Source organism: Methanosarcina siciliae T4/M, assembly GCF_000970085.1.
In the GTDB taxonomy this organism is placed as follows: Archaea; Halobacteriota; Methanosarcinia; order Methanosarcinales; family Methanosarcinaceae; genus Methanosarcina; species Methanosarcina siciliae.
This window is the reverse complement of the sequence record NZ_CP009506.1, coordinates 1,128,836-1,151,081: the sequence shown is the minus strand read 5'-3', so window position 1 is coordinate 1,151,081 and position 22,246 is coordinate 1,128,836. Positions and strand designations below refer to the sequence as shown.

The 22,246-nt window shown below is 45.5% G+C and carries 19 protein-coding genes; 7 read left to right on the top strand and 12 right to left on the bottom strand.

All coding sequences use genetic code 11. From position 1 onward, the window contains the following. Window positions 1-67: 67 nt before the first annotated feature. On the top strand, window positions 68-442 hold the full coding sequence (locus MSSIT_RS25630) for a UPF0228 family protein (RefSeq protein ID WP_148706186.1): 375 nt from the start codon (window positions 68-70) through the stop codon (window positions 440-442). A gap of 294 nt (window positions 443-736) precedes the next feature. On the opposite strand, the gene MSSIT_RS05035 is transcribed toward MSSIT_RS25630, so the two are convergent. From MSSIT_RS05035 to coaBC, 4 genes are all read right to left on the bottom strand, one after another. Further along, the gene (locus tag MSSIT_RS05035) at window positions 737-1,390 is read right to left on the bottom strand and encodes an HD domain-containing protein (RefSeq protein ID WP_048170546.1); all 654 of its coding nucleotides are present in this window, start codon (window positions 1,388-1,390) and stop codon (window positions 737-739) included. Window positions 1,391-1,437: 47 nt separating this feature from the next. After that, complete coding sequence (locus tag MSSIT_RS05030) at window positions 1,438-2,199, bottom strand: 4-phosphopantoate--beta-alanine ligase (RefSeq protein ID WP_048170544.1); 762 nt, start codon at window positions 2,197-2,199, stop codon at window positions 1,438-1,440. A 124-nt stretch (window positions 2,200-2,323) separates the two neighbouring features. Next, complete coding sequence (locus MSSIT_RS05025; protein ID WP_048170542.1) at window positions 2,324-3,226, bottom strand: pantoate kinase; 903 nt, start codon at window positions 3,224-3,226, stop codon at window positions 2,324-2,326. Between the two features lie 150 nt (window positions 3,227-3,376). Continuing rightward, window positions 3,377-4,759 carry a bifunctional phosphopantothenoylcysteine decarboxylase/phosphopantothenate--cysteine ligase CoaBC gene (gene coaBC / locus MSSIT_RS05020; protein WP_394296912.1) on the bottom strand — a complete coding sequence of 461 codons (1,383 nt, stop codon included), beginning with the start codon at window positions 4,757-4,759 and terminating at the stop codon, window positions 3,377-3,379. Between the two features lie 403 nt (window positions 4,760-5,162). Between coaBC and MSSIT_RS05015 the strand changes: the two genes are divergently transcribed. Continuing rightward, window positions 5,163-6,206 carry a Vms1/Ankzf1 family peptidyl-tRNA hydrolase gene (locus tag MSSIT_RS05015; protein WP_048170540.1) on the top strand — a complete coding sequence of 348 codons (1,044 nt, stop codon included), beginning with the start codon at window positions 5,163-5,165 and terminating at the stop codon, window positions 6,204-6,206. A 99-nt stretch (window positions 6,207-6,305) separates the two neighbouring features. On the opposite strand, the gene MSSIT_RS05010 is transcribed toward MSSIT_RS05015, so the two are convergent. Continuing rightward, window positions 6,306-7,028 (bottom strand): YoaK family protein, encoded by a 723-nt coding sequence (locus MSSIT_RS05010; RefSeq protein ID WP_048170538.1) that lies wholly within the window; start codon window positions 7,026-7,028, stop codon window positions 6,306-6,308. 491 nt (window positions 7,029-7,519) lie between these two features. On the opposite strand from MSSIT_RS05010, the gene MSSIT_RS05005 reads away from it, so the two are divergent. The 3 genes from MSSIT_RS05005 (at window position 7,520) to MSSIT_RS04995 (ending at window position 8,713) form a co-directional block, all read left to right on the top strand. Continuing rightward, window positions 7,520-7,942 (top strand): hypothetical protein, encoded by a 423-nt coding sequence (locus MSSIT_RS05005; RefSeq protein WP_048170536.1) that lies wholly within the window; start codon window positions 7,520-7,522, stop codon window positions 7,940-7,942. Then, window positions 7,939-8,160 carry a hypothetical protein gene (locus MSSIT_RS05000; RefSeq protein ID WP_048170535.1) on the top strand — a complete coding sequence of 74 codons (222 nt, stop codon included), beginning with the start codon at window positions 7,939-7,941 and terminating at the stop codon, window positions 8,158-8,160. Before MSSIT_RS05005 ends, MSSIT_RS05000 begins: the two co-directional genes overlap by 4 nt. Before the next feature lie 112 nt (window positions 8,161-8,272). Further along, entirely contained in the window at window positions 8,273-8,713 is a 441-nt protein-coding gene (locus tag MSSIT_RS04995) for a hypothetical protein (RefSeq protein WP_156158792.1), read from the top strand. A 468-nt stretch (window positions 8,714-9,181) separates the two neighbouring features. Here the strand turns inward: MSSIT_RS04995 and MSSIT_RS04990 are convergent, their stop codons facing one another. Continuing rightward, window positions 9,182-9,475 (bottom strand): hypothetical protein, encoded by a 294-nt coding sequence (locus MSSIT_RS04990; protein WP_048170531.1) that lies wholly within the window; start codon window positions 9,473-9,475, stop codon window positions 9,182-9,184. Between the two features lie 503 nt (window positions 9,476-9,978). Between MSSIT_RS04990 and MSSIT_RS04985 the strand changes: the two genes are divergently transcribed. After that, the gene (locus tag MSSIT_RS04985) at window positions 9,979-10,851 is read left to right on the top strand and encodes a 23S rRNA (uridine(2552)-2'-O)-methyltransferase (RefSeq protein ID WP_048170528.1); all 873 of its coding nucleotides are present in this window, start codon (window positions 9,979-9,981) and stop codon (window positions 10,849-10,851) included. Window positions 10,852-11,062: 211 nt separating this feature from the next. Continuing rightward, window positions 11,063-11,710, top strand: a complete 648-nt coding sequence (locus MSSIT_RS04980) for a histidinol phosphate phosphatase domain-containing protein (protein WP_048170526.1) — start codon at window positions 11,063-11,065, stop codon at window positions 11,708-11,710. 85 nt (window positions 11,711-11,795) lie between these two features. Here the strand turns inward: MSSIT_RS04980 and MSSIT_RS04975 are convergent, their stop codons facing one another. From MSSIT_RS04975 to MSSIT_RS04945, 6 genes are all read right to left on the bottom strand, one after another. After that, window positions 11,796-12,512: a M48 family metallopeptidase gene (locus MSSIT_RS04975; RefSeq protein WP_048170523.1), complete on the bottom strand. Its 717-nt coding sequence runs from the start codon at window positions 12,510-12,512 to the stop codon at window positions 11,796-11,798. Further along, window positions 12,512-15,640, bottom strand: a complete 3,129-nt coding sequence (locus tag MSSIT_RS04970) for a type I restriction endonuclease subunit R (RefSeq protein ID WP_048170522.1) — start codon at window positions 15,638-15,640, stop codon at window positions 12,512-12,514. Before MSSIT_RS04970 ends, MSSIT_RS04975 begins: the two co-directional genes overlap by 1 nt. Further along, on the bottom strand, window positions 15,637-17,574 hold the full coding sequence (locus MSSIT_RS04965; RefSeq protein ID WP_052721519.1) for a DUF262 domain-containing protein: 1,938 nt from the start codon (window positions 17,572-17,574) through the stop codon (window positions 15,637-15,639). Before MSSIT_RS04965 ends, MSSIT_RS04970 begins: the two co-directional genes overlap by 4 nt. After that, window positions 17,571-18,830: a restriction endonuclease subunit S gene (locus MSSIT_RS21095; RefSeq protein WP_052721518.1), complete on the bottom strand. Its 1,260-nt coding sequence runs from the start codon at window positions 18,828-18,830 to the stop codon at window positions 17,571-17,573. The genes MSSIT_RS04965 and MSSIT_RS21095 overlap by 4 nt, the downstream gene beginning before the upstream one ends. Then, entirely contained in the window at window positions 18,827-19,681 is an 855-nt protein-coding gene (locus MSSIT_RS04950) for a KilA-N domain-containing protein (RefSeq protein WP_048170521.1), read from the bottom strand. Before MSSIT_RS04950 ends, MSSIT_RS21095 begins: the two co-directional genes overlap by 4 nt. Window positions 19,682-19,827: 146 nt before the next feature. After that, the gene (locus tag MSSIT_RS04945; RefSeq protein ID WP_048170519.1) at window positions 19,828-22,224 is read right to left on the bottom strand and encodes a type I restriction-modification system subunit M; all 2,397 of its coding nucleotides are present in this window, start codon (window positions 22,222-22,224) and stop codon (window positions 19,828-19,830) included. Between the last annotated feature and the right edge of the window lie 22 nt (window positions 22,225-22,246).

Here is a 22,246-nt window from a genome sequence, read left to right as displayed (position 1 = left end):
AATTGAATTTGAAGATGGAACTGCTGAACAGGAAGTTAAAGCTATTCTTGAAAAATACAATACGACTATGAACACCATAGAATATGATTCTGACCTTCAGCCAGAAAGGTACTACCTGGTGGTAGATGCGGATAAAAGAATGGATGTAAGAAATGAATTAAGAAAAGATGAGAATTGGACTGATCCTATATACCATGATATCAAAAAAGGAAATCATTATATAATTACGGTCACGGAACAAGCTGTTCAGGATAAAAATTTCCTTGCACTACTGGAAAAAAATAATCTTCAGGTGAAAAATTCCGTCTTGTGCTGTATTACTCTTGGAGATGGATCTAAGAATTGGATTTGGGAAAGCGATGAAAGAAGAATAGAAAACGAGCTTAAAATGAATGAGAAGGTATTGACTGTAATGCCTTCCGGTAGTACCGGTAGTACCTAATAAGAGTCTGTTTTATCCCTAAATTATTTCGCTTTTTTATTTTTTATTAGTGTGAGTCTCGGACACAGATGACCTATTATTTACTTCCACTTCAAATAAATTGTTTCGTTTTATACGGTCATTCTATAGCACTATAATGGAATTGCAATTTCCTCAAAATTAACCTTTTGAGCCACCCGACATTATATCATGTATCAACATTATATCATGTATCAAAATATTAAATGATTTTGAATCTGTAAAATTATTCAGGACATAACACTTTCTCCCACACAATATGAAAAGGATACCTTTTTAGAAACCCTTTTCACAGATTTCTGCTTCAATATTTAACGCCTCAAGGTAGAGGCGCATTATCTTCAGCCTTTCTTCTGCAATCCTCTTTGCAGTATCAGTATTCAACTTATCGAGGATCTTGAAGGGCTTGTAGTGCATGTATTCGTTAAAGCCTTCAACAGGGTCATTGATGTAGACAGTCTTTTTTGAACTTCCCTTATCCAGGCCTGTTGTGTGCTTCAGCATCCGGAGAGCCCCCATTGAAAGAATGGACCTGAAAATTCCGATTGCGCCCAGGGCATCGAGCCTGTCGGCGTCCTGAAGGATCCTGGCTTCTATTATTTCCGGGCTTTTCCCTCCGCTGAACCTGTGCGTCAGGATGCAGTATGCCACAGCTTCAACAGTCTTTTTTTCAACACCTGCCCTTCCCAGGAATTCGGTAGCTATCTCTGCACTGTAGACGGCATGGTCTCCTCCTTCTTCGTGTTCTTTGATAACCCCCACGTCATGCAGAAGAGCTGCGAGCCGGAGAATGAGAAGGTCTCCTCCTTCTTCTTTCTGGATCTCCCGGCAGAGGGTTTCCACACGGGTTATGTGGGACATATCGTGGGAACTAGGCTCCCCTTCGTGAAAAGTAGCTGCAAATTCCCTTGTTTTTTCTATAAGGTCCATGTAATTATCCTGCTTTCAGGTGAGTATCCGCTTTCGGTATTTTGTTTTCAGTATTCTATTTCGGCGGACAAAGTCTTGAGGTGTTCCTGAATTTCGGAAATCGCCCCGGAGAGGGCTTTTTTGTTCTCGTAAGTGGTTATCAGCTTCACAAGTTCTTCTTTCCTCTCCTTTTTCATTTCCCGCGCGAGTTCTGTCATGTTTTCAAGAGCTCTTGTAAGGTTGTCCACGATTGATATAGTGGCGGTTCTTGAGGTCCGCGAAAGAGGGTTCAGGTCAATTGTTATGACGGTCTTTCCCATTTCTACAAGTTTCTCACAGCGGTCTCCATCTTCCAGCGGGACAAGCACCACGTCTGCGGAATATATCCCCCGGCTTTCTACCAGCCGCCTGGCGTGAGAGAGTTCGAGGCTCGCATCCGGATTTTTCCCGAGCACCTCGGAAGCCCCATTGGCTTTGAGTTGTTCTATTATAAGGTGTACTCTTGTCTCGGTCCTGTGGAAAAGGTTTACTTCGATTTTGGCATCGGTAATGTCTGCCAGTGAAACAACTTTTTCGGGAGCCAGGGCTGCGACGTTCCCATTTACGGAAATAACCGGGTTTTTCGCCAGAAGCAGTGCGGCAGCTGCTGCCCTTTCCGCATTCAGGGCAGATTCCGTGCTGCGCTCGCCTATAAGGTAGTCAAAGCTCTCGCCTCTCCCCTGGGCAATAAGCCCCTGGATACTCGTAATTCCCATTTTAACCCCGGCTGCAACCTTTTCACGGGCCAGCAGGGATTCGTACCTCGGATGGTCTTGGGGTATATCGGTCATATCTGTCGCTTACCTTTTTTGGTCTGATAATGATTATCTGGTAATTGTTATCCGGTACTGTTATCTTATTTTTTTATCCGAACAGCTCAAAAAGCGTCAAGACATTAAGAGCTCGGCCTGAAGTTCAGTCATAAAGTAATTTCGGTACACAGGTGCTGATCCCGTATTCCAGGACCTGCCCGAATTCCTGAAGGGCTTCGAAGAGCGGGAATTCCTGGGCGTAGGGGGCGATTGCAAAAACCGTATCTCCAAGCATTGCCTGGGAAGCCATTCCTCCGCTTGCATGTGCAGCCTCAATAACATCCTTTGCCACACTGCTCAGAAGGCCCGTACTGCTGGCAAAAGTTTTTGCCTGATGCATGAAGTTTTCAAGAGTGGGTTTTTTAAGCAGTTCGGACATCGCAATTTTTCCTGCAGCGTTAATCTTTCCTGCCTTTACTTCGTCTGTCAGGACAGAGTCCGTAGAAATCTCTCCGAGCGCAATACCGAAAACTCTGGCTTCGGGAGCAGGAATCCTGTCTACTCTCCCGAATTCGGGGCCTCCGGGCTGCAGCCGGATTACCACTCCGCCATTGGACTGGGCAGCAATGTCCCCAAGCCCGCTGCGGTTAATAACTTCAGCCACATGGGCATATTCGGTCAGGCTTTTTACGGTCTGGTTTAAGGAAAGTACTCTGTTCAGGGCATAAGCCGCTCCGAGCGCTCCTGCTCCCGAGGCTCCGAACCCGCATCCGACAGGGATTTCCGCCCAGCTCTTTACTTTTACAGGAACATCGGTTAACATATCCATCACTGTGCGGGTGGTCTTGCCTTCAACCTTCTTGCCGTTGAGGAAGATCTCGGTCTTTTCCACGGATTTTCCAACCTTTACCTCGGTCGTAACTCCTCCATTCAGAACAATTCCACAGCCGGTAGATCCCTTGCGGTGAGGGTCTTTATGCTCATGAATCTGAAAAAACCCTGTGATATGTCCTGGAGCGTATGCTTTTGCTGAAAAGTCTGCCCCTTCACTTTCATATGTATACATATAAAACGCCTTTTTGTTGTTAAAGCTAATTTTCAAAGTTCATTTCTATTTTGTAGATATTGTGCAGGACACTTTGCAGGATCAGCCGGTATGGCAGATCAGGCACTATACAGTTCCTATTGGTTTTTTTCTTCCCGAATAATCAGGTGCTCAGGGCTCCTGTCGTGAGTTTAAAATTCCGGTAAGCTCCTCAAGGATACAGGCTGCAAGCTTGCGCTTGTTTCCGCTTATATGCCTGGGTTCGCCTTTTCCAAGCAGGTAAAGCTCATTTTCTTCCGTACCCATTCCACCTTTTCCTACATCATTTGCTGCAATCAGATCGAGTTTTGTTCCTTTTAGGGTTGCAGCTGCCCTTTTAAGGAGTTCGTCTCTCCCGACTCCTGTTTCGGCTTTAAAACCTATGATCACCAGGTCAGGGTGTTTTTCCCTGCACTCCTTTATCAGTTTTCGAGTGGGTTTCAGTTTAAGCACAAATTCTCCTCCCGATTTGATCTTCTCAGGAGAAGGTTCGGCCGTATAATCCGCAATTGCCGCAGAACTGATCAGGGCATCGTATCCTTTTTCCAGTTCCGAAAGCACGGCTTCGGTCATTTCCTCAGCGCTTTCGGCAAAGACCTCTTTAATCCCTGCAAGCCCGAGCCTGTCCCTGTGCACAAGGGTCACATCAGCTCCGCAGCGGTAAACTTCAAGGGCGAGTTCCCTGCCTGTCTTTCCGGAAGCCCGGTTGGTGAGGATACGGATGGGGTCAAGGCTTTCGGCAGTGGAGCCGCCCGTTATGAGCACCTTCCGGTTTTCCAGGCTCCGGTTTCCAAGAGCCCTTTCGACCTCAAGCACGATTTCTTCGTTTGAGGCAATTTTTGCAATGCCTTCTGCGAACTTCGGGCCCACCATGGAAACCCCCCAGCCTTTCAACTTTGCCACATTTTCAACCACGGCCGGGTGCCTGTACATGGATTCATGCATTGCGGGGACGACCATGAGAGGAACATCGGAACCAAGCGCTGTTGTTGCAAAAGAAGTAACCGTGGTATCATCTATTCCGTACGCTATTTTCCCGATGGTGTTCGCCGTTGCCGGGGCTATAAGGAGGAGGTCTGCCCTGCCCTTGAACCCGCAAAACTCCACGTGCTCCACCCTGCCTCCGAGTTCCGTAATCACCGGGTTTCCGGTAGCATAGTGCAGGGCGTCAGGGTGCAGGATATGCCGTGCAGCTTCGGTCATGACTGCATGGACTTCTGCCCCGTTCCTGATCAGTTCCCTTGCAAGTTCAACTACCCTGACCGCTCCTATACTCCCGGTAACACCCAGGGCAATCGTTTTTCCGGCAAGGGAAGAATTCTTCTGTCCCTGGATCCAGAGGGTAGGGTGAATTTTTTCAGCCTTTGTCCGGTCAGGATTTTGCCTGTCCGTCCAATCTCTCAACTTTGCTTCATCCGGCCCGTTTTGACCTGAATTCTCAGGTTCCGGTCCGGAAACGTTTGGATTTTTCCGGTCAGGCTTCATCCGATCCTCCTGCTTCTGAGACTCTTTCAATGGTTTTTTCATTCAGGCACCGAAATAATCGATAAGAATTATGTATGGAAATGAGCTCTCTTTTTTTAAAAAAATCCTGAAATCACAGTGACATTAAATACGATATTCTTAAAACTTTCGAAATATAAGGATCGATTGAATCCGCTAGAGGATCAATTTTGTTAGCAAGTTTCTCCGGAAATACGGTCCATACTCTCAGGAAGGTCCGGGAGTTTAATCCTCGTTTTACGTCATAAGTTTCGTATTAATCTCACAAGTTCCGTATTAAGCGTATGATGTTTTAGCTACTGTAATTCGCATACTTAATATGGTATTGCTAATATTATACCGTCAGTTGGTTCTGGGAATTTTTTGATTGTACGGTACATTATTGTTGCAACCAGTACGAGGATTAGGAAAGCATATGACTGATAAGAAAGCTGCAAAAAGAGAAGTTGCCGCAGATGGGAAAAAAGGTTTTGGCACCATTATAGGAAAAATCTCCGGAAAAGAGCGGCTGGAACTTGAGGTTGAAAGGCTTAACTCCAGAATAGCCGAACTCGAACATGCCCTCCAGGGTACTAAAAACCAGCTCGAAAAGAAAGAAGCCCTTGCAAGACAGGCAGTTGCGGACAGGCAGGAAGCCGAATCGCGCCTGAACCAGGAACTTGTCCGGATCCATACCCTTTCCCACGAACTTGAGACCCTGAGGGAGGAGTCCGGGGGTAAGCTGGAGTTCCGCGGAATTGAAACCCTGAGCTCTGCCGCAATCAAAGCTTATCTGTCAAAACTAAACTCTTTTCACTCCCCTGCAAATGACCTTTTAACCGTTTATCTGCCCTACGGAACTCGCCTTTCAGCCGTGCTTCCAGAAAAGACCCTCAGCTTCCTGGGAGAAGAAACCCGTTCCCTGCTTGACCGACTTGACCCTGAGACCGGCCTGGTCTTTTTCTACGACCTGCACCGCATGATTTCCGAAGCCATAGTCCCTCCGGTCCCTGTTTCCTTTCCGGCCTGGCACCTTAAGGGCAGTTTTGAAACCGTCCCCCTTGAAGAAATCCTTAACATCGATTTCCGCATGCTCGTCCTTGTCCTGCACGCAGGCGAATCCTTCATAGGCTTTGCCCCGGATGCCCGGGCTTTTGATAAGGAAGAGTTCATCAAAAGCAGCGTTAAAGAAAAGCACAGCAAAGGAGGCTTTTCCCAGCGCCGTTTCGAACGCCTAAGAGAAGAGGATATTGCCCACCATATGGACAAGTTCTTTGAAACCCTGGATAACATCCTTGAGGAAAACTCTCCTATCAACTGCGTTATTCTGAACGGGGATGCCCAGCTCATAAAGGAAGCTCAGAGGCGTTTGCCTCTCAACCTGGAAATCATCGAAAAGCCGGCTGATATTAAAGTTGAGAAAACGGGGGGAGAGGAGATACTGAGGACGGTTTTAAGCTCAAGACGGTATCTGCTTTGACATTATTATCAAGAATTTTGGGTAATTTACAAATGCGACCGCAGACTGTTTCCGATTGTCAATAGTTTGTTAATCTTTGATAAATTATCCAATCGGCCTTTATACCACAGTACCGGTATATTTATTCTTACGTTCGTCTATACTGAACAAAATTACGGATCCGATTAATATAATTACAGCCACCCATACTGCTTTAGTCCCAATAAGTGATGTTAATACCCCTCCCGAAATAGCTCCTGCTAAAAAGGCAGCGATGATTATAGAGTATCGGACTGCTCGCAGAGCTGATTTCCAGTCTCTTTTTGTAAAAGCAATATAAGCTTCCTGCGTTGCTGAGCGTAAATTCCCAGTGATCATTGTTGTGCTATATGGGGAACCTACCAATTTGCGAAATGAAGAGATTTGGACCGAAGAGACAAACGAAACTGCAACAGTTACAATAATATCCGGGCTTGTGTAGGGTATAAAGCCTATGACAAAAAGGACCGCAATTTCAAGGATTAAGACTGCCCTCTCGGCATCCGGAATGAACAGGCGTATTGAAGGTTTTTTTATCATCTCGGCGACTACTACTCCGACTATAAACGCCAAAATGGGGACTGCGTGAAACATTGCCTGTTCCCACTCTCCTGCTGCAGCCTCTATACCAACGAGGACAACATTCCCGGTCTGTGCATTGGCAAAAACACCGCCTCGCCCTATGAATGTATAAGTGTCCAGAAATCCTCCTACAATTGCAAGAAGTATGCCAAGTTTCACAGATTCGGAGGTAAGATTATATGAAATTGTTTCTCGTTCGTTTTTTGACAGTTGCATTTTCATCTTTCAGAATTCTAGAAGGCATATTTAATTGTAACGAGCCTGTCTCCATATAGTATAATAGTTATCTGTCTCCATACAACAGGGCAAAAATTGAAGATAAAGTGTTATGCAAAGTCTCGAGATTTGACATTGCCAGAATTGAAGAAATTACTGTCCTGTAAAAAAATACCAGTTACCCATTTCAGCCGGACAATCGTACGACGCCATATTTTGAACTTTCTTTTGAGGGGAAAAAAATGATCAGCTGCGCAAGTTCTAAATTTTTTTCATTCCAATAAACACCAGCTGCAACTATAATTCATATAAGTTTTCTGTCCGTGGTCTCTAACAACCGAAGCTAAGGGAATAATTGCGTACTTGAAACGAGTATAAAAATAGTCAGTTTGATGATCTGGCCAGAAAACTTATAAGAAGTCAATAAAAAGGAATATGTAATGTTCAAATGTGTTTGTGGATGATTATCTTGTTTGTTAATCAAAGAGAAGATTGAAATGAACAAAATGGTGAACAATTCAATTTTATGTTTAATTCTGTGTAGTACAGTCATTTATTCTGGTTGCGTATCAAATCAAACTGAAGGGAAAAGGGTCACTGAACTGACAGATATGGATCGACACATGATCTCAAAAGTTTCAGTCAGGAATGGACTAAATGGAGAACTGAGTACAACAGATGATGGAGTCAAAATAACAGGATTAATAAATCATCTTGATAGGTATTCATTGGAAAAAATGGATAATCAAGAGACTTTGGGTGGGTATCGTTATACAATAGATTTTTACAGCGGTTCCAATAAAATTTCGAGAATAATTATTGTAGACTCTAAAATTATGCGAGTTGATGAAGTTTACTATGATGTCATTGATTTTCCTATTGAGCTGGAAACAATTGACGAACATGTAGATTCACTGTGATAATTCAGTCTCTCATCAATTCAAATAAACCTGTAATTGTTGACACGGATAACCATCCAACATTTGATGAGCACTGGATAATAGCGCATGGATACTATGTACTCACAGTTCCATATGTTGATCCACAATATTATATTATAGTCAATAATGGATGGGGAGACAATAACGTCAATGTGCTTGTAGATAATTACATTGATGATATGGTGTATATTGAGTAATGAAAAGTCTTAGAGTATGCACCAAAACATCCTTTTTACTTTTTTTGTTTTTATTGACATTTAAGGATGAATGATTTGGCTAAACAGATAAAGACAATCGGGGATGCAAAATTTGGCTAAACAGACAAAGGCAGTCATGTTAATTTTGTGTTTTATTATAGCAGGTTTATTATTTTTCACGTCATTTTTTCCAGATTTACATGAAAAAAATACGGGTCACAAAATAACAAGTGTTAGCAATGAGAATATCACCAGAATATCTATCAAAAACGGGCTAACCGGAGACTCAATTGAAATAGAAAATAAAAATACGATAAACAACCTGATAAATTGTATTTCAGCTTATTCATTTACAGAAAAAGCCGAACAGGAAGATCTCAATGGATATCTGTACTTAATAGATTTTTTTGATGGAGATTCTCGGATAACAAGAACTACTATTGTAGACAATGAAACTGTTAACATTGATAGAGTATATTATAAATCCAATAACTCACAAATCGATAAATGTGTAAATAATTTTTTTTATGAGAATGCATCAACAAAGGACTAAAACCGTGTATCTGAGAATCTTCTCAGACTCTTTTTTAGAGGTAAATAAACATGAACCATATTATTATCACCTGCTTCAACTTTGTCCTCCTCACAAACCGTGCATGTAGTACCATCACAGTCAGCAACAACGGCGATAGGGACTCTTAATCTATACAGGAGATAATAAACAATGCCATAACAGGCGACACTATTCTGTTAAATAAGTTACGAATTTATCTCAAAAGGTAATTTTATGAAAATGAAAATCATTTTTATTACGTTGCTTCTTTTCTTTTCAATAACTCCGGTATCCGCGGAAGTGATCACGGTAGGAGTCAAAAATGCAGATTATACTTAGATTCGGGGTGCTATTGATAATGCAAATGATACGGATATCATTATTGTTTACAGTGGGGTTTATTCCGAAAACCTGCTTATCAACAAAACCTGGGTAGCGGTAAGAGATATTAATCTAACAAGCTAACAATTATTTTCTTACGCGTCTTATCAGATGTGCTTTAACCAGCATACTAGCATCAGTAGGAGATATTGGAATTGGTTCGTCTCTCGTCCATAGTTTATAGGGCATTCCTCCATGGCTTTTAATACCGCTAATTGAGATATACACCTCGTCACTGATCCATTTCCCAACTATCTCCTTTTTCTCGGGTCCTCCATACGACCTGATAACCTCTGAAGGTTCACCGGTTTCAAAATCAGCAGCCCTCATTCTCCATTCCGATTTTACACTTTTTCCGGGTTTTCTTGCATTGTATGTCATAATAACTTCATATAATCCAATGACTAAACTTGTTCATAAATTCTGTCGGTTGATTATATATAAGCAAGTTCTAATGTACACATTTTAAACTTGTATTGGAACTAGCATAGTAAGCATTTATATATACAGGTTGAAAATTTCCTCGAACATATGTGAAGATATCAGGGATCAAATCGATTCAGAAGCATTATCGTTTTGTCTATTAGCCAGTAGAAAAAACTGCAAAATTAAGTAGAATGCTTCTATCAGGTCATGGATTAAGTTTTAATTTTTTCAACAGATTCTCCGTTGTTTTTTAATAACATGGTGAGACTGTCCAGAAACTGATTAAACGTGAGAAATAAACTTCTTTTATTTTTAAATAACAACAATTATATATTTATTTAGCCAATTTATCTTACTTTTATTTAAAATTCATTCTTCCTTTGAGATCGGCAAATTTAAGATCAGGAAATAAGACTTCTGCGCAAGCTATATGAGCTTTCAGTGCGGGAAGGTAAGCAATGGCAAGAGATAGAAGAGATTATTATTATCATCAGGCAAAAGAGGAAGGATACCGGTCCAGGGCTTCCTTCAAGCTCAAGCAGATTAATGAGAAGCATAATGTTATCAAGCGGGGAGACTCGGTTGTTGATTTAGGTGCGGCTCCGGGGGGGTGGCTTCAGGTTGCAAAACAGCTTTCCGGAGGGAAGGTCCTGGGTGTGGACCTGCAGCGGATAGCTCCTATCGAAGGAGTCGAGACCATAATGGGTGACATAAACGCTGACTCGACTATCAAGAAGATAATCAGGGCTGTCGGGGAAAAAGGAGCGGATGTTGTGCTCTGTGATGCAGCCCCGAACCTTTCAGGAAACTGGTCTTACGACCATGCGCGGTCAATCGAACTTACTACCTCAGCCCTTGAGTGCGCAAAAAAGATCCTCAAGCCAAAAGGCAACTTTGTGGTCAAGGTCTTTCAGGGCGACATGTTCAACGATTACCTCAAAAAAGTCAGGGACAATTTTGTCCACGTCAAGGCTTATTCCCCTCAGGCTTCAAGGTCGCAGAGTGCGGAGATCTACATTATCGGAAAAAAGTTCCTCACGGCTCCTCTCAGGAGAGGCGACAAATTCGTTGTTGATATCGAAAAGCTCGGCTCAAGCGGAGACGGGGCTGTTCTCATTGAAGGGTTTGTTGTCTTCGTAAAGGAAGTTGAAGTCGGAGAAAAAGTCCGCATCAAAATAGCAGATGTCAAACCTAACTTTGCTTTTGCCGATGTCGAAGAAAGGCTTGAAAAGGCTGAGGCTCCTGAAAAAGCTGAGGCCTCTGAAAAGGCTGTAGCTCCTGAAAAGGCTGAGGCTCCTGGAAACTTCGGGAATTCCGAGAAAAACGAGTAAATCCCTGGAATTATGAAAATACTTAATAGGCCCTTATCGTGAGGATACTTAACAAGTCCTTAGCATGAGAATAGGAAAAAACCTTATCATTAGAATCTGAATAAGCCTTTAATAAATACCAGAACTATATCTTGCGAAGAAAGTATATATATTCAAGGTGAACTATATAATGATGAGAAAAACCTGAGTTTTTTCAAACACGGTGATCCAGTTGATTGATCTTCATACTCACACGATTTTCAGCGACGGGGAACTGCTCCCCAGTGAACTTGTCCGGCGGGCCGTTATTCACGGCTACGAGGCCATTGCAATTACCGACCACGCAGACTATACGAACCTCGAACAGCTTCTTGATGCTGCAAAGAAAGCAAAGTACCTGGAGGAAGAGTGGGATATCCGCGTCCTGACAGGAGTCGAGCTGACGCACGTCCCTCCGAGAAAGATTGCTCCCATGGCAAAGAAAGCAAAAGAGCTGGGCGCAGAAATCGTGGTCGTACACGGGGAAACAATCTACGAACCGGTTGCCCCCGGGACAAATGCAGCATCAGCTGCCTGTGAATATGTTGATATCCTTGCCCACCCGGGCCTTATCTCCGAAGAAGATGTCCGGACTGCGGCAGATAACAACGTTCTCCTTGAAATTACCACTAGAAACGGGCACAACAGGACTAATGGCCACGTTGCAAGGCTTGCCCTCGAATTCGGAGCAACGCTTGTGGTGAACACGGATACCCATGCCCCTGAGGACCTGATCACCGATGAGACCGCCCTTAAAATTGCAATGGGAGCCGGGCTTACCGAGTCCGGGGCAAAAGACGCGTTTGAAGCGTCTAAAAAGAAGGCAGCGGAGATAGTCTGAATTGTGAACGTTATATTCAAAATTTTTTATTTGTTCACATGAAAATGCGGTTGGATATTGGAAACGAAATTCCAGATAAATTGTGTCAATAAATCCAGTTCTCATGGCTGACCGGTAACTGATTCAATCTATCCCTGTAGAATTGCCATTTTGACATGAACCGGTCCATTAACGCAATGAAGCGAGAATTATGTGTCGGTTCCAGCAGATGTGTCATTTCGTGTATTATGATGTATTCGAGACATTCCGGCGGCTTCTTGGCAAGTTCGGTGTTGAGCCTGATGTTACGGGCTTTGTGATTACAGCTTCCCCATTTTGTTTTCATCCGTTGCACAAAGAACCGTTCCACCTTCACGTCCATAAGTGGTTCCCATTTGGCAATTAACGGGGGTATAGCTTTCTTGAGCTGCTCTCGATACCAGGCATCAACAACAGCCTGCTTCTTTTCATCGGCTGTTCCGGGACGCACCCGCAGGATCATCTTATTGTGTTTTAATTCGACCGACGGTGCTTCACAGACTTCGATCACCTTGAGCAAATAGCGCTTTCCCCACACGTAATGGCTTTCAAGGTCAAGGTACTCACGCGGAGTTTCACGTGCCTGTTCCCGGAACTTTTTCCGCTGCTGCTTGATCCAGCCCAGCCTGGAAATCGCAAAAACACGAATAGTATCCATATCCATTCTCAGGGGAGCAGATATTTTGACTCTGCCGTTGGGCGGATACACACTCAGGTGAATGTTTTTGATATCTTTGAGCACCACGTCTACAGTGATATCCCCGAGTTCTATCTGCGTGGTCATCAGTATTCCTTTTGTGCCTTGATAATGATGAAGATACGCTCTACCTCGGCGATGTCATGCAGGATGTCGTACAGGGCTTGCTTGATCGCCCGCTCGCGAGGCTCAACGCCGCGCCAGTCATCGGACCGCACTTCCTTTACCGTTTCGTCGATCTTCAGGGCCAGGTCAAGCACCTGATCTCCGGGGACTACGTATTCTCCGCTCTCTTTTGCCAGATCCTCGGAATATCTTCCGTCGCTTTGCAGGTTGTTGTAGAGCGCCCTCAGCGCGGGGCTTGTCTTAAGCACCTCAAGGATATCGTCTTCATGGCCTGCTTCCACCTGCTTTACCAGGTCAGCAATCCGTTTTAAATATTCTTCATACTCGATGGCTTTAGCCTTCCTGGCGGCTATAATCTCATCCAGCAGAGCAGACATTTTCTCATAGTAGGCCGGGTCGTTCAGGTGTTCTTTGATTATTTTGCTTCGGACGTTGTTCTCGATAATCTCTGCGACAGCGTGACTGTTTCCTTCCAATCCGCCGAGCTGGGTTACGATAGCTTTGTCAATGCCTGTTTTTACTATCATTTCGAGCAGAGGCATATCTTCAAAGGAGGAGACTTTTCTGGGCTCGGCTGCCTCTATGTAGGTGTCGATGAGATGGCGCATGTCCGCTTCGTAAGCTTTCAGGTCCAGGCTTTCCCCACTTGCCTTACGGATGATTTCGCGGATATTGAGGTAATGTTCCAGCAGCCGCTTTATGCGAGCGATGTCTGAACTGCCGTATCCTGCGGCTTCCAGTTCGTCGGCAATGTTGGCATAAGAGCGGACCAGCGAAGCAGTAGCCTTGTAGAGGGCAGCACGTTGTGTTTCGTGTTCCTGGAGGTCGGTTGGGATTTCAGTATTGCCGCAGAAGTAGTGGATGTACTCAAGTTCGCCTTTAGGCGGCTCGACAGATTCGCAGAGCAGGGCAAGAGCCTCCAGGGAATTCTCAAGGCGTTCCCTACCTTTTTTCAGGCGGTCATGCATCAAAACATCCGGATCGACACCGCCTGCGCTGCGGTCAAGTTCGGAAGAGTAGACCTGAAGTGCTCCGGTTCCTTTGTCATTGACCAGGTTTTTGAACAGGTCTTTGTAGTCTACAATATAACCGAAAAGTTTGTCCTCTCCGTCCAGCCGGTTAGTACGGCAGATAGCCTGGAACAGACCGTGATCCTTCATTGATTTGTCAATGTAGAGATAGGTACAGGGAGGGGCATCAAAACCGGTAAGTAGCTTGTCCACAACGATCAGTAGCTTCATGTTAGCCGGCTCTCTGGTGAAAAGGGTCTTTGCTTCCTCTTCGTAGGTCTCGGTCTTTGTCATTCCCGGATTGGTTTCGATATCTTTGAGCAACTCCGTGTAGGTGTTGTAGATGAACTCTTTTTCAGTTTCGGTATTTGCGCCAGTATCCTCTTTTGTCACGTCCTGAGCCTGCGGGTTGTAAGAGGTTACCACGGCACATTTGCCTTTGAAAGGTGTCTTCCGGAAGAGGGTGAAGTACTTGCAGGCTTCGTAGATGCTTGATGCTACAAGAATGGCATTCCCGCGTTCGCTGGACAGGCGGGGCTGTACGCCGAAGTCGTAGATGATATCGCTTACCACCCGGTCCATGCGAGAACGTGAACTGAGCAATTTCTGCATGGTGCCCCAGTGTTTCTTAAGTTCGTCCTTCTGCCAGTCGTTGAGCCCTCTGGTCTTTGCCTCAAACCAGGCATCGATTTTTTGCTCGGAACCAAGACGCTGGTCGATGTCCCGTGCTTCATAGACGAGGTCAAGGACAACTTTATCCTCCACCGCTTCGCTGAATTTGTAGGTGTGGATATATCCGCCAAAGACTTCCAGGCTGGTCTGTTTATCTTTCTTGAGCAGTGGCGTGCCGGTAAAACCGATAAAGACCGCATTCGGCATTATTGCCTTCATAGCCCGGTGTAATTTCCCGCTCTGGGTGCGGTGGCACTCATCCACGAAGGCAAAAACCTCGCTCACGGTTTTTCCGGGCTGGGATTCCAGATCCTTTATGAAAGCATCAAAATTGTCAACTCCCTTGCGCCCGAATTTATGGACAAGGGAACAAAGGAGGCGAGGGTTCGCCTGTCCGAGACAGCTCATCAGTTCTCTGCCGCTGGTGGTGCGTTTGATCTCCTCTCCCGCATCATTGAATATGCCTTTGATCTGTTTATCCAGCTCGTCGCGGTCGGTGACGATAACCACGCGGGCGTTGGGGTTGTTTTCCAGAATCCATTTGGCAAGCAGCACCATGACAATGCTTTTGCCACTCCCCTGGGTGTGCCAGATGATCCCTCCCCTGTGCTGCCGGACATATTCCTGTGCTGCTTTGATTGCGAAATACTGGTGAAAACGGGGGAGCTTTTTTATGCCGCCGTCAAAGAGCACGAAGTCGTGCATCAGCTCGATGAGCCGGTTTTTGTTGCACATCTTGAGCATGTATTTATCGAGCTTGAAGCGGCTGTCATCCTCTTCGTCTTCTTTCCACTTGAGGAAATACTTCTCCTGCGTGCCGATAGCGCCATACCTCAAGCCTTCGGAATCATTGCCTGCAAAAATGAACTGTACGGTGCTGAAGAACCATTCGTTAAACTCAGGCTGCTGGTTGGACAGGCTCTGGCGGATGCCGTCCTCTATGCTTACCCGGCTGTTTTTCAGTTCAAGCACGCCGATTGCGATACCGTTTACATAGAGCACGATGTCGGGACGGCGTTCTCTTTTTCCCCTGAGGGTAACTTCCTCGGCAATTGCAAAATAGTTTTTCTCCGGTTCCTGCCAGTTTATGAGCTGGACGCTATCCGTGACCTTGCCTGCCTCAGTTTTCACGGGGACACCGTAGCGCAGCAGGCTATAGACTGCCTGGTTGTTGCTGTAGAGGCTGCGGCTGTGGTTGTTTGCTTCGATGTCCAGCTTGTAGAGAGCAACGCCTATCTGGGTTGGGGTGTAGCCGCTTTTTGTCAGGTAGGCTTCGAGCAGTCCTTTTTCTATGTTGCTGTTTCCTTCACGGTCAATCCAGTTCCCGAGGTAGCGGTAGCCAAGCTCGTTATGAAAAAGAGAGATTATTCGGTCCTGGGTGGCACGTTCGGGTTTTCCAATGTTCATTCACTGAACCCCCCCGAAGTCGCGTATTCCTGCTCATCAATTTCATCGTTATGTCCATCCCAGTCAGTTAGGACCGCAAGCTGACCAGCTGTCAAAGCCTGAACCTTCAAAACCTTCCTCAATTCAAGTCTCAGTTTCTCTTTGCGTTGCTTAAAAAATACAATGAAGTTCTCGAAATCTAAATCGACATCATCGGGCAAATAGTTGTTTTTAGAAAATGCTGTCCGATCAGATTCATCCATTTGCATGAACCATTCTTTAAAAGGCGTTGCATTTTTAGTGCTGTTCTGCCGACCACTCATCAGTTGAAGATTAGGAACACAATCACGGAGGTCATACCAGTCCTGCCACTGATCCTGCGGGATTTTCATCTCCCGGTACTTCTCCTCATTGAAACCAGTTGCAGGATGAATATGATCCTGATGGAATATGACTTCGTTGTAGCGCAATTGTGGATAAAGCAGGGATAGTACTAAAAAAGCTCCAAGACCCTTTTTGTAATGTAAAAATCTCTCTATATCGTCCTCGGTCACTGCGAGAGATTTTTGTTGAGGCAGTTTTATCTCTAAAACATCTTCGAAGGAAAAGTCTCTATAGCGCCCACGATAAGCAATTCCATTTGTATCATTTTTAACTTCTTCGCGGAAAGCCTTGCGCAGTTCAGTGATCAATTGGTCCTGTTGACTGCCATAAATACCATTTAGCAGCGCATGAATCAGATATTTTTGTATTCCTTCCTTTGACTCTTTGTTGATGCTACCACCTTTATACAAGAAGTAAGCGATGATTATTGTCGCGTTTTGTGATGAGAGGACGCTGCCATTAAAACCGAATTCCGCGAGTAGATCCACAGTCTTTTCGATGGCTGCGGCAATCTGTGGCCATTCATTTCTAATCTTCTCTACATTTTCGGACTTGAACGAGTTGACTTTGTAAACCACTGGACCATCACTTAAAACCAGACAACAACGCATTAAATACTCATTCCCGAAGCTAAAACCGTCTCCCTTTTCGTTGATTTTCTTGAGCAGTTTCTCGATCTGCTCACGTCCATTATCCCATGTTGCTACAATGGTCGAGAAGAGTAGATCCGTCTTACTAAGTACTGTGCCTCCGCTGTTCACTCGGACAAATATTTTCAAAATATCTTCAAGGTCGTCTCTGGCTACCTCAAAATAGTTGATCAGTTCATCCCGATGCATTCGTCTATGTAGTGTATCCAGTGCTCGCTTGATGAAGCGCTTATTCTGCAAAATCGCTTCCTTTTGGGCTTCTGTCCGACATTGCTTTTGAAAATCATCAACAATCCTGTCAAACTCTGGTTCATTTCTCCATGAGAGGACCTTCCCTACTTTCATCCAGAACATGGGTATTTCTTCACTGAAAGTTCCATTTTCACCTGTAACTTTACGAGTTACACTGGATCTGGCTCCTTCCTCTGTTAAAAAGCGAAACTCAAAGTTCTGTTCTTCATTAATTTTTATATTGTCTTCTTCATCGATTTCATAGGGAAGAGAAAGCAAATTGAGATAGAGACACATCTTTTCATAAGCATTCGGATTCGAAACGCGTTTATATCGCGCTTTTTCGGCATGAGTCCCCATGAGTCCAATATACATGGAACTCAGGCGCTGCTGACCATCCAGAACACCGACAATTTCTTCGTGCAAGAATGCTCCGGTTTTACGGCGATTATAGGGATTTCTCTCATCATATTCTTTGAGGAATTCATAAAAGACATAGTTTTCTGCCTTTTTCCGATGTAATCGCCAGAATAGGAACGTTCCGAAAGGGTAGTTACGCATAAGGGAATCGAACAAAAGTTCGATTTGCCGCTTATTCCAGACGAATTTTCTTTGGAGAGCTGGCAGGTAAATTTTGTTTTGATCAATGTCTTCAATTACCTTTTTGATAGTAGTTTTCTGGTAACTCATACTAATCTAATCCTCCCTGTAAGCAGTTCCTGCATCATACCCTGCTTTATCTGGCGGGCTTTGGCAAGTTTTTCTTCCAGCACGGTGATTTCTGAATCCATATCGAAAAGGATGGTGGCGATATTCACTTGTTCTTCCATCGGTGGTAGTAGAACTGGGTAATTTCCCACGGCTGCTTGTGATAGTCCAAAAAAGGTAGTTCCTGACTTACTTTCCTCTACGAAGTTTTTGAATCGCTGAGAGCACAGCTGGTAATACAAGTACTTTGGATAGTAGCTCCATTTTATTGGGCGGAAGAGAAGCAAATGACTGTTAAGTGAAGCTTTTCCAGGGTAGGGAATTGTATCAATATAAAGAACTTTGCCAATTGTGCCATCTTTAGTCATCAGCACATCAGCAGGTCTTAATTGAATGTCACTTGCCATTTCATAGCGCTCTTCAGATATGTGATATACCTCGTTCCACCGAATAGCACCGTCTTTGAAATTCATACCTGTTATCAAGAAAGGTTCTTCTTCGTTGATGGTGAACTCTGTTTGTTTCAATCCCTGCCAACCAATTCTTCCCTTCAATGAAGATACTTCCTTTAAGAATCGTATTTTATCGCCTTGCTTCGGAGAGAGCAATTCCTGCATGGCGCCCTGTTTGATCTGGCGTTTCTTGGCTATAAGCTGCTCCAGGGATTCGATGAGGGCATCCGTATCGGAGAGCGCTTCGGCGATGGTTTTTTGTTCGGTGATAGTGGGCGGAAGCGGGATGAGCAGCGCTTTTACGTCTTTTCCATTGATTGCTGGGTAGTTGGAACCCGTAAGTAGAGACTCAATTTGTTTTGGAATTGTTGTAGCAAACAGGTGTGCAAAGATGTAGCTGGGCACTGCACTCGAATTCTTACATCGAACAACTGAAAAGCCTGTGGAGCAAATCCATTCTCCTTGACGTTGCTTAAACAAAAGATGAGATTTTAGGTTTGGACGGACAGTAGAAACCAAAACATCTCCATAACGCAATCTTCGACGGGCTCTTGATGGTGCAGAACCGAATATCTGACTCGAATAACTGCGTAACACTCCTTCATCAACATCTTCGAGTGAAATATAGTTGAACGCATAATCTACTGGTGTTCCTGCGCTCAGATTGTCTGCGTCAATATCTACTACTTCTTCCAGCTTTTTTACATCCCAATCCTCCGGTATCACCCCCACCTCGGTCTGTTTGTAGCCAGTTGGAATGTCACCGGCGCTGCACTCCGCCTTCATTTCTTTTCCTCCTTGCCTGTAGGAAGGCGGGCGGTTTCAAAACGGTTGGTAAGCGTCTGCATCTGGCGGATAGCTATCTTGTTGAGACGTTTGAGGCGTTCTCCCTGTTCCACTCCCATGTGGATAAACTCGGCATTCATGCTCTCGATGTTGGCAAGCACGAGCAGCTGCTCAACTGTGGCATGGTCGCGCATATTGCCTTCGAGTTTGGGGTTGGAATCGCGCCACTGCTTCGCGGTTTTACCGAAAAGGGCCACATTCAGCACATCAGCTTCATTAGCGCAGGTAATCCTGGCCTGGACGGGCGTGATTTCCGGAGGGATGAGGTGTTCCTTGATGGCGTCTGTATGAATATGGTAATTGAGTCTGGAGAGGGTGCGGTTGAGGTCCCATGCAAGCGATAGACGGCGGTTTTCGTCTTCTTTGAGGCGCTGGAACTCCTTGATGAGGTAGAGCTTGAACTCGACGGATACCCAGGAAGCAAACTCGAATGCAATGTCCTTGTGGGCGTAAGTGCCACCGCCGTAGCGTCCGGATTTTGAAATGATCCCGATCGCTCCTGTCTTTTCGGTCCACTGCTTGGGGGACAGGGTAAAGCTGTTCAAACCTGCCTGCATTCTAAACCCGTCGAATTCGACGGGTTTAAAATCCGGGTTATTGAGCTGTTCCCATATACCCAGAAATTCCACAGTGTTTCGGTTTCGGAGCCAGTTGCGGACGATGTCATCGGTATTTTCAGGGTTCCTGTACCTGGCAATGTCTGTCAGGCAAATGTAGTCCGCATCATCGTGGGAAATAACAGATATAGCAGTCCCCCGGACTTCAATGCTGTTAATTTTGGACTTTTTCATGACTGTTACCCTTCTTCTGGAGTCTCCTGTTCCTGCTCATAGTTTGATCCACATCCCAAATTCCGCAGACATTGTCTGCGAAATCTCCTGATGCGTCTGCGTGCAGAGATCGACAAGCTGTTGAAAACCGTAATTGTTCCCGGCGTTCATAATTTGAACCCCATCCTCTCCAGGTGCCGGTTCACTTTTGCTTCCAGCTCGGCCGTGCGGTCGGTCAGCTGTGGCATCGGGGTCTCGTAGCGCTCGGCAAGCTCTTTCACACGCTGGGTAAGAGACTGGCTGATCCGGTCCGTCTCGCCCCGGATGGCTGTATCAAGCGAAGAAAGCCATTTGTCTTCCACAACCAGCGTTTTGATATCATCTTCAGTGAGCTTGGGGTAGTGATAATATACTTTTGAATCAAGTAAAGCCTCTGCTTCCTTGATGCGTTTCTTGAGATTGGCTTCCTGATTGGCAAGTTTCAGCCAGTCGTTTAGGATGGAAGCTTCTTCCTTTGCTTCCATGTCCCCTCTTATATCCTTCAGGCGGGAGCTGACATTAGCTTTATTCACCTTCTCAAGTTCAGAAAAAGCGCCTTCTTCACCGCCCTGTTCCTCTTCAAGCTCGGTCATGCTTGCAGCGACGCTCTCCAGCTCAGCAGCAAGTTTATTCAGATCCTCCTGCTCTTTTGAGAAATAGTGGGCAACGATAAGCTGTTTTGGTACGAGGTCGCAGGTCCAGCCCTTATCTTTCTCCTTTCCCTTCTTGTCTTTCTCGATAATGCGGTAGGTCTCAGCCTTCCACCCTTCGTCAGAAACGAGGTAGCAGTCGTCCTGCATCGTTTCAGTCCAGTAGTCCATCAGGTGCTGATAAATATCGTACTGGTTGATGAGTGGCTTATCTGCATAATGGGCGAGCAGGTTTTCGGAAAGCCCGGCTATGATTTCCTTCGGGGGGCAGCCGGGTTCCAATTGCCGGAGCATAGCAGAAGTAGTCGCACGCCAGGCAGCGAAATGTGCATTCATGCCGGCGGTAAAAGCTGCAAACTCGGGGTGCTCGTAAATAGCGGATTTGATAGCGGCCTTGTCAACGGCAAGTTCCAGATAGCCGGGCCGAATCTCAGTGAACAGCGCCTTCCTGAGCTGAGGACAGACCTTCCAGTAACGTTCAAGAGCATCAATATCCGCACACGGGATTCCTCCATGCAGGTGTCCTTCGATGTCCTGAAGGTCTTCAGCCTGCTGGCTGTCGATGTAGCGTGGGAGGTTGAGGTTGAATTCGTTCTTCTCTATCTCCTCAAAACTGACCATCCGCGAGTACTTCTGGACCTCAGCCTGCTTTGTGAAAACGTCCACGATCTTGTGGATATCCTGAGCCCGGAGACGGTTCTTGGGGCCGTCTTTCATGAAACCCGCGCTGGCATCGATCATGAAAATGCCTTTGCGGTTTTGAGCTTCTTCCTTATCAATAACAATAATACATGCTGGGATACCGGTCCCATAGAAAAGGTTGGCTGGGAGACCGATGATTCCCTTAATGTAGCCTTTGCGTACGAGGGCACGGCGGATCTCGGCTTCGGAGTTCCCACGGAACAGCACACCGTGTGGCAGGATACAGGCCCCTTTGCCCGTGCTCTTCAGAGATCGAACAATATGCAGCAGATAAGCATAATCTCCCTGCTTGGCAGGTGGAACCCCAAAGGGCTTAAAGCGGTCGTAAGGATCGTGAAGCGGATCGAGACCGGTACTCCATCGCTTGTCACTGAAAGGAGGATTGGCAACGACGTAATCAAAAGTCTTGAGTGTTTCCCCTTCCTTGAACTTGGGGTCTGTAAGAGTATTCCCCTGCACGATAAGAGCTTCAGGGTTGTTGTGCAGGATCATGTTCATGCGGGCGAGACCGGATGTGGTCGCATCTTTTTCCTGGCCGTACAGGGTTATCTTGGTCCTTGCTTCTTCTGCAACCTTCAAAAGCAGAGAACCGGAGCCGCATGTAGGATCGTAGGCTGTTGTGGAACTTGTTGTGCTGGCATAACGAATTCCGAGTATCCGTGCTATAATCCGGCTGACTTCGGCAGGTGTATAGAACTGGCCTTTGCTTTTTCCACTCTCAGTTGCGAAGTGGCGCATCAGGTACTCGTAAGCATCGCCCAGGATGTCATCATCGTCGGCGCGGTTCTTTGAGAAATCAAGGGCAGGATTCTCGAAAATGGCAATGAGGTTGGTAAGCCTGTCCACCTGTTCTTTACCACTGCCGAGCTTGTTAGCGTCATTGAAGTCCGGCATATCGGACAGTTTGTTTGCATTCACCAGAGGAGCGATTATCTTCTTGTTGATCTGATCGCCAATATCCGGTTTGCCTTTGAGTGCAACCATATCCCTGAAGCTTGCACCCTGCGGGACGATAATAGGCGCAAAAGGAGAGTCAGCGTACTTGTCGCTGATATATTTGATAAACAATAAGGAGAGTACATAGTCCTTGTACTGGCTGGCATCCATTCCGCCGCGAAGTTCATCGCAGCTGGACCAGAGAGAAGAGTAAAGTTCGGATTTTTTAAGAGCCATTTCATACCACCAATGAATATTT